Source organism: Desulfobacterales bacterium, from assembly GCA_030066985.1.
Taxonomy (GTDB): domain Bacteria; phylum Desulfobacterota; class Desulfobacteria; order Desulfobacterales; family JAHEIW01; genus JAHEIW01.
In genome coordinates this window covers 25,783-40,117 of record JASJAN010000048.1, presented here as the reverse complement: position 1 = coordinate 40,117, position 14,335 = coordinate 25,783, and the positions used below count along the sequence as shown (strand labels likewise).

The window sequence follows — 14,335 nt, the reverse complement described above, 5'->3', positions numbered from 1 at the left end:
ACTGCTCTTGACTCTGACATGGACGGCTATCTGGATCTGATTTATGCGGGCGACACCGAGGGCTCCCTGTGGAAGTTCTATTATGACTATCAAGATCAATACTGGAGGAAAAGAGAGCTCTTTAATACCGGCGGCCAGCCCATAACTGCCCCACCGGCGGTTGCTTTTGATGCTGACGGTAACCTGCGGATTTATTTTGGAACCGGCGCTTACCTGGAAGAAAGTGATAAAGACAACAATACCCGCAATGCTTTTTTCTGCCTGGTGGAAAAAAAGCAATACCCGGGCAACGCCAACGATGGGCACTATACGGGTACCAGTTCTTTAACCGGCGAACTGCAAGATTTAACGGCTACGGTCACCAAATATCAGTTTGACAATGATCTGGCTGCCAGCGCCCAAACCAAAGCAACCGATAAAGGATGGTATATCCAACTGGACATACCGGCAGCTTATCCGGCCGAACGGGTACTGGGCAAAGCCCTGGTCGTCTCGGGAGTGGTGTTCTTTACCTCCTTTGTGCCCAACCAGGATGTTTGCGGCTACGGCGGCGATGCCAGATTATATGCCATCGATTATCTATATGGTGTGGTAGACGATGTAGTCTTCACGGAAATGGCCTCTACCGAAAGACATATCGATATCGGTACGGGGATTCCTTCAGAACCGGTCTTTTATTTCGACCCGAAAAAGAAAAAGCCCAGCATTCTGGTTCAAAAGAGCAGTTCCGAGATCGTCGACAAGAATCCCAATCTAAAAGAAAGGCCAATGCTGATTAATTCTTGGAGAGCCAGATAATAATGAATGAATGCTAAGTTAAACCCGCAATCCCTATTTTGTGCTCACCCGGGGATTGCGGGTTTTTTATTATTTGCTGCGCCGCTTTAATTGTGTTTTAATCCTTCCATTACATCTCCGAGTTGCATGTTTAGAGCGATCTCAAAACCCCTTTTGCTCGGGTTTGCAGCTTTTAAAAAAAGCGCTAAGCTTCTTGCTACGTGAAATCTTAATAACTCAGGCTCATATTCTCAATACAGTTCAAGATTTTGCACTTCTGTTTGAAAGCGCTTACATCAAAAGTCCACAAATAGATCTCCAAAGTGCTTTTGTAATGATTTCTATCGAGAATTTTTACATCGAAAATTTCTATACTTAAGCTGGTTTGATCAATATTTCATATTTGAATTTTTCCCGTTGCCATATTATAGTTCTGTGTTAATGATTAGGGAACATATAAGGGCATTAAGGTATAATTATATAATAGGGAAAAGGCATGTTTTTCAAAAAGAAAAAAACCCTCATGGGCCTTTCGCGCACCTGCGGCTGAGCGGCCAAAATCGGTCCGACGGAGCTGTCGGAAGCGCTTAAGGGGCTGGATGCCTCAGAGGATCCAAATCTGCTGGTAGGATATGATACCATGGATGATGCTGCCGTGTATCAAGTCTCACCCGAGATCGCCTTGATCAGCACGGTGGACTATATTACCCCACCGGTAAATGATCCTTACTGGTTCGGCCAGATTGCAGCGGCCAATTCTCTGTCTGATGTTTACGCCATGGGCGGCCAACCGCTGACTGCCCTGAATTTGGTGATGTTTCCATCTAAAAAGCTAGATCTGAGTTTTTTAGCTGAGATCTTGCGGGGCGGCAGTGCCAAGGTCCTCGAAGCAGGGGCATCCATGGCCGGTGGGCACTCCGTGGATGATAACGAACCGAAATACGGCTTGGCAGTTACCGGCCGTGTTCATCCAGATCGCATTCTGACCAACTGCGGTGCTCAAGTGGGTGACGACTTGGTTCTGACCAAACCTCTGGGGACGGGCGTGCTGTTTAACGCCAATCGTTCCGGTAAATTGCCCTACGCAGAACTGGAATCCATTTTGCCCCAGGTGGCGGCTTTGAATCGCAACGCCATTGAAGTGGCCCTCAATTTTGAAGTGCATGCCTGCACCGATGTGACCGGGTTTGGAATTGTGGGGCATACGCTCGAGTTGGCCCGCGGCAATGATGTTCAAATTGATCTCATCTACGAAAACCTTCCCTTTTACCCCAATGCGCTGCGGATGTATCAAAAAGGAGAAACCACCGGCAGTAACAAGGCCAATCGCAAATTGGCGGCTAACGCTTGGGAGATGACAACGCGGCGGTCCGCCGCTGAGGAGGACCTATTGTTCGATCCCCAGACCTCCGGCGGTCTCTTGCTGGTGTTGCCCGCCGCGCAAACCGATGCGCTCATCAAGCAGTTAAAAGCAGCGGGAATCGAAACAGCCGTCAAGGTCGGTGAAGTTGTTGCTGCCGATAAGCCCCACGTGCGCATTGTCTAATTGATTACTGGCGCAATGTGTTCGGCTTACGGCACACTTAAATTGAAAAGACGTTGATGAGTTCGAAAGGCAAGTTGCTTATTGGCTCAACACATTTATAAAATCTAGTTAAACGGGTCTATAAACCCGTTTTAGTCGAATTCATAGATTTCGTACTGTGTCTCTTCCCCCAATAGCTGATCGATTTGTGACTGAACCTCTTTGCGGGCATCATTTTGCACCCATTGCTGCCAGTAATCCAGGGATCGCCACTTGGAGACCACCATGCTTTCCCCGGGTTGATCGACACGTTGCAGGGTCTCTCCGGCGATATAGCCGGGCTGACCCATTGTCATGGACCGCAACTGATTGATCAGGATTCGCAGCGCTTCCATTTTTTTAGGTGGCACCCTTCGTTTAATGTGGACCTTAATCATCTTGACGGCTCCTTTTGCTGGATTTTATTATTTTACAGGTATCGCATAAAACAATTATGTGTCTGTTTCAATAATTTTCAACACCAAATAAGATTTTATAATAATTGACTTTTCAAGTCACCGGGCATAATTTTAAACATCAGACCGAATTTTTAAGCAGGATTTGGATGATGACCGAAGGCGTCATTTTTGATATTAAAAAATATGCGATTCATGATGGACCGGGCATTCGGACGACCGTGTTTTTTAAAGGCTGTCCGCTGGCATGCCGCTGGTGTCACAATCCAGAAGGCATATCCGTTGCCTCCCAGCGTGTTTATCGGCAAGAGCGCTGTGTACGCTGTGGAGAATGCATTCAAATCTGTCCCCAGAACGTTATAGTCGAGACAGCTGATGGAATGGATTCCGATACGGCCAACTGTGACCTGTGTCAAACCTGTGCCGAGCAATGCCCATCTGGAGCCGTTGAATTTGTGGGCCGTAAGGTGACCGTTGCCGAAGTGGTCCGACAAATCGAAAAAGATACCGCTTTTTATGATCAATCGGGCGGCGGGGTCACGTTTTCGGGCGGTGAGCCTCTGATGCAACCTGATTTTTTGCTGGACCTGCTTGACGCCTGCAGCCATCTGGATCTTCATCGCACGGTGGATACGACCGGGTATGCAGATGCTGAGCTGCTGCTGAAAGTGGCCCAAAAAACAGATTTGTTTTTGTATGACATCAAGCTTATGGATGTGGCCAAACACCGCGATTTTACCGGCGTATCCAATCGGCTGATTCTCGATAATTTGAAACTGCTGTCCGAAAATAAAGCCCGCATTCAGGTGCGCATACCGCTGATTCCCGGCATCAATGATGATGTTGACAATATCAATCGAACCGCTGAATTTGTGGCGGCACTGTCCGGGATTGACCATATCGCGATTCTGCCTTTTCACAATTCCGCCCGGGAAAAATACGGCCGTCTGGGACTGGAATGTATACCAGCGGATATGCAGCGCCCCAGCGACGAACATTTGAACACCGTTGCCGGTTGGCTTTCCCAAACCGGCTTGCCGGTTAAAATAGGAGGATAGCACTGATGAACAACAGAATATCCCGACTGCGCGAACAAAGCTTCAGCGCTCAGCCCTGCATATCGGCAGAACGGGCCTTGCTGGTCACCGAATTTTATCAAGAAAATGAGGGAAAATATTCAGTACCCGTTTTGCGCGCTTTAAATTTTAAAAACCTGTGTGAGAAAAAGACCATTTACATCGGTGATGACGAACTGATCGTCGGTGAACGCGGGCCATACCCCAAGGCGGTGTCGACGTTCCCTGAGCTGACCTGCCACAGTGAAGAAGACCTGAAGATTCTGGATTCCAGGAATATGACGCGCTATGCGGTGCCTGATGAAGCCTTGCAGGTCTATGCAGAAACGGTCATTCCTTATTGGTCCGGACGCACTATGCGAGAACGGGTATTTGGTCAGGTGCCGGAAGACTGGAAGCGGGCTTATAAGGCAGGGGCGTTTACCGAGTTTATGGAACAACGCGCCCCGGGACACACCACCCTAGATGGGGTGATCTATCGTAAAGGCATGCTGGATTTTAAGGCGGACATCGCTGCCAGTCTTGAACGGCTGGATTTCTTGAATGATCCGGAGGCCGCCGATAAAGCCGAAGAGCTCAAGGCCATGGAGATTGCCTGTGATGCGGCCATCATATTTGCCGAGCGCCACGCTGAATTGGCACTGGAATTGGCCGCCAAAGAGCAAAATCCGGAGCGCAAAGAAGAACTGGAACGCATTGCCGGTATCTGTCGCCGTGTGCCGGCCCGTGCCCCGCGCGATTTCTGGGAGGCGCTTCAGATGTATTGGTTTGTACATCTGGGGACCATTACCGAACTCAACGGCTGGGATGCCATGAGTCCGGGCCATCTGGATCAGCATCTGCACCCCTTTTATGAAAAGGATCTGGCTGACAATGCGCTGGACCGTGAACGTGCCAAAGAACTGATCGAATGCCTCTGGATCAAATTTAACAACCATCCGGCGCCACCCAAAGTGGGGGTTACTGCGCTGGAAAGCGGCACCTACAATGATTTTACAAACATCAATATCGGCGGCCTGAAAATCGATGGCTCTGATGGTGTCAATGACGTCTCTTACATTATGCTGGAAGCAGTCGATGAGCTGCATTTGTTGCAACCGGGCAGCAATGTGCAAATCAGCCATAAGACGCCCAATCGTTTTCTAAAGGCGGCTGCGCGGGTGATTCGTAAAGGCTACGGCTACCCCTCGGTGTTTAATGCTGATGAAGTTGTGATGGAGCAAATCCGGACCGGCAAATCCCTGGAGGATGCCCGCGAAGGCGGATGCAGCGGGTGTATTGAAACCGGCGCTTTCGGTAAAGAAGCCTATATTTTGACCGGCTATTTGAATGTTCCTAAAATTTTGGAACTGGCCTTAAACAATGGAGCCAATCCGCTGAACGGCGAAACCGTCGGATTGCAGACCGGAGATCCCAGAGCGTTTGAAGATTTCGATGGGCTTTATGAGGCCTTTGCCAAGCAACTAAATTTCGTGGTTGATCGTAAAATCAAAACCAATAACTACATCGAGCGGATGTATGCCCAATATGCCCCGGCACCATTTCTCTCGGTGGTCATTGCCGATTGCATTACCAACGGGAAGGACTATTACAATGGCGGGCCGCGTTATAATACCAATTATATTCAATGCTGCGGCATCGGTACGGTGACCGACAGCCTTTCGGCCATCAATAAGCATGTGTTTGAAGACAAGACGATTACCATGGATGAATTGCTGACCGCCCTTCAGGGAAATTTTAGCGGTCAGGAGGCGCTGCGCCTGCGGTTGCTGAACAAAACCCCCTTTTTCGGCAATGATGATGAGGCGGCCGATATGCTCATGAGAAGGATTTACGCCGATCTTTTCGCAGCCATTGACGGTAAGCCCAATACCAAAGGCACGACATATCATCTGAATATGCTGTCAACAACCTGCCATGTGTACTTCGGGAAAATGTTGGGCGCGTCTGCCAACGGACGGCTGGCGGGATTGCCAATTTCAGACGGTACCTCTCCGTCGCATGGTGCAGATCGCAATGGTCCGACAGCGGTCATCAAATCGTTGGCCAAGATGGATCAGGTTAAATCCGGTGGGACGCTTTTAAATCAGAGATTTTTGCCCGATGTCCTCAAAGATGAAGACGGTATTGAAAAGCTGTGCCATCTGATCCGAACCTACTTCAATCTCAACGGGCATCACATCCAGTTTAATATCATCGATTCGGCCACCTTGCGCAAAGCCCAGCAGGCGCCTGATGATTATCGTGATCTGCTGGTCAGGGTGGCCGGCTACAGCGATTATTTTGTGGATCTGGATGTGGACCATCAGGAGGAGATCATTGCCAGAACACAGCATGACACCTTTTGATCGGATAAAGGCGCAAGGTACAGGGCACAAGGCCTAATAATTGAATAATCTTTCTTTGGTGTTCCCTATCCACTACCTTGCGCCGTTTGCCGTGCGCCCTGAGCCTGCTTCATCTTACCCGATGCATCATACCTTCAGCCGAGTTGATGATATATTGAGCCAACTTGCGGGATCTGGGGTTGTGCCGATCCTGCCAATCCTGGAAACCCTTTCTGCTGCGTGCAACTCACGCGCCATTGTTGACCATCTGTATGAGCAGCAGTGGGGGATAAAACCAAGGAAACACCAAAATAGACAACTCTAAAGGATTTCGTGATCTCGCGAGGTTTGGTTTTTCATTATTTTTGCTTGATTCTGCTGCTGGGTGTGGCGGAGGCGCTGCAAAGCCGTCAGGTTTGCAAAAATGGCAACAGCCCAAATGGCCGCTGTAAAAGCCACCGGATGGATCAACGCACCCCCTCCAAGAAAAACAATCCGTTCCGGTCTTTGCATCAATCCCGTTTGAGATTCAAACCCGAGACTCTCCGCCCGGGCCCGGGAGTAACTGACCATGATGGAGCCACATAAAGCCATGAAAGCCACCACCGTTGTCAAACCGGCATTGTTTGTCAGACAATAGGCAAGGATACCCAAAAAAATGGCAAACTCTGAATAGCGATCAATCGTGGAGTCAAACAGCGCACCGAATCGGCTGTCTTTGCCCATTGCCCGCGCCAGACCGCCATCAATGCAATCGCATAAACCGCCTGTCAAGATAAGAATTCCGCCGATGCGCAAATGTTGCATATACAGAGCCGCAGCCGCTATCAGTGAGAAGACAAAACCGGCCAGGGTAAAGGCGTTCGGGTGGATCCCCCAGCGGGTGAATCTGTTGATCAGAGGGGTTAATAAACCCAGAAAGCGGTTTTGCAAATTCTCCGGAAGCAAGCGTGATAGTGGTTGTGTCATTTTTTTATCTTTCAGATATCAATTCCGGGGTGTGGCTTTCAGTACATTATCTGGCGATATCCAGATGACAGACTCTTAACACAATCAGATCGATGAAGAAAGTTTCGACCTTACGTTCGCAGCGACAATAATCGTATCAGCCTCAAGTGTTTTTTATGCGCAGTTCGCCGTCCTTAATGAATTTTCCCTCGATTTGTTGGGCAACCAATCCGGCGGCATATTGACAGGCCTGCCGAATCGAACGCCGCTTCAATAAATGTGCGATGACATATGCAGCCAGGAAGATGTCACCGGCACCGGTAGAATCACCATCGGACTTCACTGCAACGGCAGCATAGCGAACCACTGATGCGTCAAATTTCTGGACAAAACCGCCACGGGCACCATTTGTGACAATAAATTCGCGAATTGTAAATTGTCGCATCAAAGCCGCCAGGTCGGTTTTGAAAAAATTGATTATCAACTCATATTCGTGTTTGCTTGCCTTGACGATATGTGAAACGCTGAGCGCATCGCTTATAGACGGTGAAACATCCGGGACCACATTTCCGTTTTTAATTGCTCTCACCAGACCCTGGATGTCCAGGATAATCTCTATATCTAAACCCTTGAGAGATTTTATGCCCGCTATGTCTATATCCTTTGGGTGCAGCGGCCCAAGATGCACACAAGCTAGATTTTTGATATGGTTGATTACCTGTTGGCGGCTGATCGGAGCGGCGCGTTGTGGATTTTTTTGTCGTCGGTCGTCGGTGCGAATATCGTTTATGAAGCAGGTTGTTTTTGGGGTTTGGCCATTGTGAACCCGAATTTGTTGATTGCGCAGCCGTTCAATAACTTGCGGGGTGCTGTCGGCAATGTTTGTGATTGCCAATGTGTTAACACCGTGACGGCTGTAAGTCATGCCAGCATAAACGGTAACGCCGCCGACTTTGAGCGTTCGGCGATGTTTATGGATGATTTGATCGATCGTTGTTGAACCGATGACGGCGATACCTTTTTCATTCATACCGGAATTGTGTTGGTGCTATCAATTTTTGGCTATAAGGAATATCTCTGCGTGCTATGCAAAAGTAAAATCGATTGCATCCGCAACCCACATACTGTTGTTCAGGCGTCTTGCTTAGCGGTCCAGCTGGCCGTCTAAAATTCGGCGCACCTGATAATATTCGGCTTTGGCTTTTTGCAACTGACGTTCAATCTCCGGGCGCTCTTCTATTGGCGCAGACACCAACTTTTTTTCGAGCGCATCGACTGCCTGCTGAAGACGATATAGATCTTGTGCGATTCCTTTGATGGACATCTGACACATTCCTGAGCAAAGATGTCAAAGGTCGAATTCACCGTAATATATAAATGATCGACGTTATTTTTTCAAATCATACATCGTTGATTCGATGGACGCAAACTTAGCAGCCGGCAAATAGCAATAAAGCGCTTTTAAACGCTTTACCGATTTGGTAAATTACACCAAAATCAAAGATACCAAATAGATGATAGCCACAGCCACCTAAAAATGATCACACAGCTTGCCAATATCCTCAATCAACCGCTTGCCATCGGCAACACGTTCATCGAAAAGCGACTGGTCATGGCGCCCATGGCGTTTTTGGGTAATGTTGCCTTTCGAGAGCTGGTGGACCAATTCGGCGGCTATGGCCTTTTATTTAGCGAGATGTGCAGTGCCAGAAAAATACCGCAGGAAAACCGGTACCGATCTTCCTATTTCAGGTGGCGGGATGCAGAGCTGTCAAAATTGGTCTGCCAGATTTATGGCGCTGATCCGGCTGCTATGGCGTTAGCTGCACAGCGTATTGAGGCTGAACAGTTCTTTGGCGTAGACATCAATTTCGGCTGTTCCGATGCTTCTATTTGCCGGCTAAAAGCTGGTGCGGCTGCGCTGAATTTTCCCGACTTGGCCACTGACATCGTTTCAGCAGTTCGCAAGGCCGTCTCCATACCGCTGTTTGTCAAATACCGCATCGGCTGGCAAGATGATTTCCGCTCCGCAGTTGAAATGGCCAGACGTTTCGAAGATGCAGGTGCCGATGCGCTGACCTTTCATCCGAGGATCGCACCGGATCGACGCTCACGACCGCCCAAATGGGAATATATCGGCAAAGTCAAACAAGCGGTAACCATCCCCGTGTTCGGCAACGGGGATGTTTTTGATCAATCAGATTGTTTAAAAATGCTGATGAATACCGGATGTGACGGAGTGGCTGTCGGCCGGATGGCGCTTGCAAAACCCTGGCTGTTTGCAGAGTGGACGGATGGGGTCCGGTTTAGCTCGGAAATTTATTTGGACAGCGCACTGCGGCTGGCTGAACTGTTAGAGGCACATTTTGATGAGCCCAAAGCATTGCGGCGCTACAAGAAATTTGGTGTTTATTTTTCGGCCAGCTTTAAATTCGGCCATACACTTTGCAGCGCTATCCAGAAAGCCGGGAATATGAGCGAGGCCAAGCAAAATGTAACAACATTTTTTGAGCGCCCACCGGAAATCTTTTCCAGGCCGAATTTGAATTTTTTCAGTTAATGCTCTTTGGCGGTAATTTTTTGCCCTCTTTTGCTGCGATAATCGGACATTTCGCGCACATTTCCCGGAAGTTTTTTGATAAAATTTTCAAGCATTTGGTAGGCTTCATCGTCTGTAAATTGACGCGGTGGATGTTTACAAAAATAGGCCGATGGGGCCTCCAGCACACCACCCAGGCCACGATCTATGGCCAGTTTGGCGCAGCGCAATGAATCAATGGCCACTCCGGCCGAGTTGGGTGAATCCTCTACCGAAAGCCTCAGTTCCAGATTCATGGGGACATCACCGAAAAGTTTGCCCTCCATACGGATGAAACAAACCTTGTTGTCTTTTTGCCAAGGAACATAATCACTGGGGCCAATGTGAATGTTTTCGTTTTCCAATCGACGGGCTGCCACCGATTGAACCGCTTCGGTTTTTGATCTCTTTTTAGATTTTAAGCGATGGCGGTTGAGCATATTGAGGAAATCCGTGTTGCCGCCGGTATTCAACTGATAGGTTTTTTCCATTTTGACACCGCGCTTTTTAAACAGATCGGTTAAAACACGGTGGGTAATGGTTGCCCCCAACTGGGATTTTATATCGTCTCCTATCAGCGGCACATTTTTGTCTGCAAAGCGCTGGGCCCACTTCGGATCACTGGCAATAAAAACCGGGATGTTGTTGATTAGCGCCACGCCTGCCTGAAGGGCGCATTCTGCATAGAAGCAGGCAGCATTTTCTGAGCCAACCGGCATATAGTTCAGCAGGATTTCAGCCCCGGATTTTTTTAATTCAGCAACGATGTCTTCCATTGAAGGCTCCGGCAGATCCGCTTCTAAAAACGTATAGCGGTCTTCATACTCTTTCATGTGATCGGCGATACCATCCATGATACGACCCATTTGAACCTTAACCCCTGAAGCAGGTAAGCTGTCGCAAAACACGGTTGTGCAGTTGGGTTCGGCGAATATGGCAGCATTGACATCTTTGCCGACTTTGCGTTTGTCGATATCAAAGGCCGCTACAACTTCAATATCAGCAGGTGTGTATCCGCCAATATCCCAGTGCATCAGGCCGACAGCATCCTTCGGGCCCTTATTCCGGTAATAATGTATGCCCTGAACAAGGGAACTGGCGCAGTTCCCCAAACCGGCGATGGCTAGTTTAATTCTGCTCATTTCGACTGTTTCTCCTCTTTTATATATTTAAGTCACTGACTTTATTTCCTAAATAACAGAGGGGTGATACTCAATGATTTAAAAGATGAACGATGAAAAAGGAATATTGGGTGTTAATGAGCATCTATTTGTAATTGGAATCCGGTTGGCGTCCCCCTCAGTGCATCCCAACAAAATTTTTTGCTCACTTAGAAGTAAAGTAGATAAAGAATAAGTGTGTTTTCTTATAAGTCAAATTAATCATTAAGTGGCTTGTTTTCAATAACTGATTTTGATTCCATCTAAATGCTCTGCAGATGGTCATATTCTAAGAAACAACGGGTGTCATTGATGCGCGTTATTCCTTTACAGGTGCAGCCAGGCTTAAATAACTGCTTTTTTCAGTAAACATCAATTTTTTATCTACCATCATCTTTAAAAAAATTGCGATGGCTTCTTGCGGTATGCTTGAAAACGCACGGCAGATGGACTCGACCGGACGGTGCTTCTGACAATACAGGTAAATTTGTCGGGAGGGGCCGACCATCCGGTGAACGGCAGGTTCAGCCTGATACCGTTGCTGGTGGATGATAAGGAAATCTCTTCCATCCCGCAGGCTTAGAATCGGTTCATTACCACAAGCCCTTTTGATTGCCGTATACTGGTGTTGCCATTCGGAAATCTTTTTTTTGACGGGCTGCCAGATTTTTTTCTGATATGTTAGATCTCCGCGGTAGGCCTGAATCATGAACGGCAAAGAGCGATAGATTTTGGCGGGGAACAAATAGGACCATTTGGGGTGATTAAACAGCGCCTTGATGCCATATGCTTTTGGGTTCTGCCAAACCGGACTCCCCAATCCCAACCAGAAGCTGACCGCTTTAAGCGGATAAAACGGCCAGGCAAACTCGATAGCGCTCAGCGTCTCGGCCACATCCAGCTCACTGCTTCCCGGAAACTGCAAAATGAGATTTGAAACGCTTTCAATGCCAAGTGCTTCACAATTTCTCATGATTTCAAGATTCTGGATGGCGGTGGTGCCTTTATGCAGCTTTTTAAGCAGACCGGTGCTCAGGGCTTCGATACCAATCTGCACCTGGCGCATGCCAGCATCACGCAAAACCTTTAGTTCATTACTTGGGGTGGTGGCGCGCACCTCGCCGAAAAGACGCAAATCCTTATGGAGGTTTTCGATTTGCCTGAATATTTCAATAGATTCCCTTTTCGGAAGGACGTTGTCGGTCACTGCCACCGAAAGCGTCTGATGACGTCGAGTGAGATGGTCGATTTGAGAAACAACCTGAGAAGCGGACTTCGCCCGGTAGCCCTCCCATTGAAGATTAAGGTTGCAAAAGGCACAACCACTGGTTTGGGTGGACCTGGCGGTTCGTTTCCACCAGCACCCCCGCGAAATTTCGACGGGCAGGGTAGGGAAAAAAACGTTAGCGGGATCAAAAGAGTTGAGCAGGCGAAAATAGTCATCGTAATCCGGGGCCGGCAGGTCATTTAGATTTTCGAGTTGTGAAACTGGCCAGCCACCGGCCTGATCAGGGGCCGATAATCGGGTTATGACGCCCCTGGCTTCGATAGAACGCCAGTCATGTGGGTAATTTCTGAGATGTCGAATGATTTGATACAAAGGCCGCTCACCTTCACCGTTGACCACCATATCGATACCTGAAAAATGTTGCAGAAGGCCGCTCGCTGCAATTGCTGAGGTTGACGCTCCGCCGACGACGATGGTCAATTCCGGAAATCTGTTTTTGAGCCATTTGATCGTGTACAAGGCAGACGTCAGCTGACACAGGGAGATGCTGAACCCCAGCAGTCCGTATGTTTCCCAAGCCTGCTGCTTTAAGAAAGTGTCGGTTGCTCTTTTGATTCGGCTGGTCAGTGTTTTGAACCGGACTTGGCGCAGGGTTTTATTGCCGGCAGATTCTTTGTGAAAGAGCGCTTCTGCCTGTGCAGTGCGATTCGGGAACAGCAGTGCGGCATATATGCTTTCTGCCAGCCAGGTGCGCTCCGAAATTTCATGGTAAATGTGATAGCCGATGGCTTGCGCCAGTCGCAGGTAAAAGTGCAAAGCATCGACCTGAAGGTCGGGCAGACGGTGCTGTAAGAATGCCTTCAGCGTTCCCAACTGGATCGAGGGTCGCTTGAAAAGGGGCCATGGCGTCGAGATCAGTGCGATTTTATTCAATGTTTTTTTCATGGACTTGTACGGGGGCCATTTTTTTACAGGTTGTTGACTTAAAATCACCTGCGCTGCACCAGGGTGCCATTGACCCCGGATCGAAATTGCCTTATACATACAGCCCGGGGGCTGGTTTTGACAATATTTTTTAACAATCCTAAGGCGAGGCAGCTAATGACTCCCCCGCGGGGGGTGATCCTATCCGTCATATGATTCACCTGTATCCCCATCCAAATCCCATTGATTGCAGTTACCCATCACAGCAGGAAATAAATAGATGAGCAAAAAACCTGATCTCAACGTTAGGCTGAGTGGCATCCAACTACAAAACCCGGTGATGACCGCCTCCGGCACTTTCGGGTATGCGCGTGAATTTGAGGCCTTTGTGAATTTAAATCGCCTGGGGGCCATCATTGTCAAAGGGCTTGCTTTACAGCCAACCAAAGGCAACCCTCCGCCGCGAATTGTTGAAACAGCCTGCGGTATGCTAAATGCCATCGGTCTGGAAAACGTGGGTATTGATGCTTTCTCGGACGAAAAGCTTCCTTTTTTAAAAACGCTTTCACCGCCTGTGTTGGCGAATATCTACGGCACCTGCATCGAAGATTATGCCGCACTGGCAGCGCGTCTGGATGCATTGGAAGGTATTGCCGGGGTAGAGGTCAATATTTCATGCCCCAACGTTAAAGCGGGGGGGATTGCTTTTGGCGCTGATCCGCAGGCTGCCCATCGCGTGATCAAGGCCGTGCGTAAAAAAACAACCAAACACCTGATGGTAAAACTGTCGCCGAATGTAACCGATATTACCCTAATCGCACGCGCGGCCGAACAGGCCGGCGCTGATTCGCTTTCGCTGATCAACACCATTACCGGCATGGCGATTGATCTTGAAACCCGACGGCCCAAAATTGCCAATATCACCGGAGGATTATCGGGGCCGGCCATCAAACCCGTTGCGCTCAGAATGGTTTGGCAGGTGGTGCAAGCCACCAATATTCCGGTCGTCGGTATTGGCGGGATTATGACAGCTGAAGATGCCCTCGAATTTATCGTTGCCGGTGCAACCGCCGTCCAGATTGGCACCGCCAATTTTATTAACCCGCAGGTGACAACCGATATTGTTGACGGAATTGAAGCGTATTTGGCGCAAAAAAATATTGGCGGCATTACGGATTTGATCGGGACACTGGAAACCGCTAGTCCTCATATGTTGGAGTGATGGAGTGGTGGCGTAGTGCAGTAATGGGAATCAGCACACTTGCGCCAGGCTTTCTCCAATAGTCCAACACTCCAGCCCGGCCTTCGTAGCCGAAGCTACTCAGGCGGAGTGGGCT

General features: G+C 48.8%; 12 protein-coding genes. 6 read left to right on the top strand and 6 right to left on the bottom strand.

Annotation, left to right across the window (positions count from 1 at the left end; all coding sequences use genetic code 11):
- A partial coding sequence (locus QNJ26_19315; protein ID MDJ0987699.1) for a hypothetical protein occupies positions 1-798 on the top strand: 798 nt, incomplete at its 5' end.
- A gap of 502 nt (positions 799-1,300) precedes the next feature.
- Positions 1,301-2,323 (top strand): selenide, water dikinase SelD, encoded by a 1,023-nt coding sequence (selD, locus tag QNJ26_19310; GenBank protein ID MDJ0987698.1) that lies wholly within the window; start codon positions 1,301-1,303, stop codon positions 2,321-2,323.
- 131 nt (positions 2,324-2,454) lie between these two features.
- On the opposite strand, the gene QNJ26_19305 is transcribed toward selD, so the two are convergent.
- The gene (locus QNJ26_19305; GenBank protein MDJ0987697.1) at positions 2,455-2,739 is read right to left on the bottom strand and encodes an antibiotic biosynthesis monooxygenase family protein; all 285 of its coding nucleotides are present in this window, start codon (positions 2,737-2,739) and stop codon (positions 2,455-2,457) included.
- A 167-nt stretch (positions 2,740-2,906) separates the two neighbouring features.
- On the opposite strand from QNJ26_19305, the gene QNJ26_19300 reads away from it, so the two are divergent.
- The gene (locus QNJ26_19300; GenBank protein ID MDJ0987696.1) at positions 2,907-3,815 is read left to right on the top strand and encodes a glycyl-radical enzyme activating protein; all 909 of its coding nucleotides are present in this window, start codon (positions 2,907-2,909) and stop codon (positions 3,813-3,815) included.
- 5 nt (positions 3,816-3,820) lie between these two features.
- Positions 3,821-6,181, top strand: coding sequence for a glycyl radical protein (locus tag QNJ26_19295; GenBank protein MDJ0987695.1), 2,361 nt, complete (start codon positions 3,821-3,823; stop codon positions 6,179-6,181).
- 300 nt (positions 6,182-6,481) lie between these two features.
- Here QNJ26_19295 and QNJ26_19290 read toward each other — a convergent pair whose 3' ends face one another.
- The 3 genes from QNJ26_19290 to QNJ26_19280 form a co-directional block, all read right to left on the bottom strand.
- Complete coding sequence (locus tag QNJ26_19290; GenBank protein MDJ0987694.1) at positions 6,482-7,129, bottom strand: CDP-alcohol phosphatidyltransferase family protein; 648 nt, start codon at positions 7,127-7,129, stop codon at positions 6,482-6,484.
- Between the two features lie 142 nt (positions 7,130-7,271).
- Complete coding sequence (locus QNJ26_19285) at positions 7,272-8,138, bottom strand: PfkB family carbohydrate kinase (protein MDJ0987693.1); 867 nt, start codon at positions 8,136-8,138, stop codon at positions 7,272-7,274.
- 114 nt (positions 8,139-8,252) lie between these two features.
- The gene (locus QNJ26_19280; GenBank protein ID MDJ0987692.1) at positions 8,253-8,432 is read right to left on the bottom strand and encodes a hypothetical protein; all 180 of its coding nucleotides are present in this window, start codon (positions 8,430-8,432) and stop codon (positions 8,253-8,255) included.
- Positions 8,433-8,645: 213 nt separating this feature from the next.
- On the opposite strand from QNJ26_19280, the gene QNJ26_19275 reads away from it, so the two are divergent.
- Positions 8,646-9,668 carry a tRNA-dihydrouridine synthase family protein gene (locus tag QNJ26_19275; GenBank protein MDJ0987691.1) on the top strand — a complete coding sequence of 341 codons (1,023 nt, stop codon included), beginning with the start codon at positions 8,646-8,648 and terminating at the stop codon, positions 9,666-9,668.
- Here the strand turns inward: QNJ26_19275 and QNJ26_19270 are convergent.
- Both QNJ26_19270 and QNJ26_19265 read right to left on the bottom strand, forming a co-directional pair.
- Positions 9,665-10,828, bottom strand: a complete 1,164-nt coding sequence (locus QNJ26_19270; GenBank protein MDJ0987690.1) for an inositol-3-phosphate synthase — start codon at positions 10,826-10,828, stop codon at positions 9,665-9,667. The genes QNJ26_19275 and QNJ26_19270 overlap by 4 nt on opposite strands.
- 337 nt (positions 10,829-11,165) lie before the next feature.
- Positions 11,166-13,007 (bottom strand): RiPP maturation radical SAM C-methyltransferase, encoded by a 1,842-nt coding sequence (locus tag QNJ26_19265; GenBank protein MDJ0987689.1) that lies wholly within the window; start codon positions 13,005-13,007, stop codon positions 11,166-11,168.
- A gap of 271 nt (positions 13,008-13,278) precedes the next feature.
- Between QNJ26_19265 and QNJ26_19260 the strand changes: the two genes are divergently transcribed.
- A complete protein-coding gene (locus tag QNJ26_19260; protein ID MDJ0987688.1) occupies positions 13,279-14,220 on the top strand; it encodes a dihydroorotate dehydrogenase in 942 nt (313 codons plus the stop codon).
- Positions 14,221-14,335 lie beyond the last annotated feature (115 nt).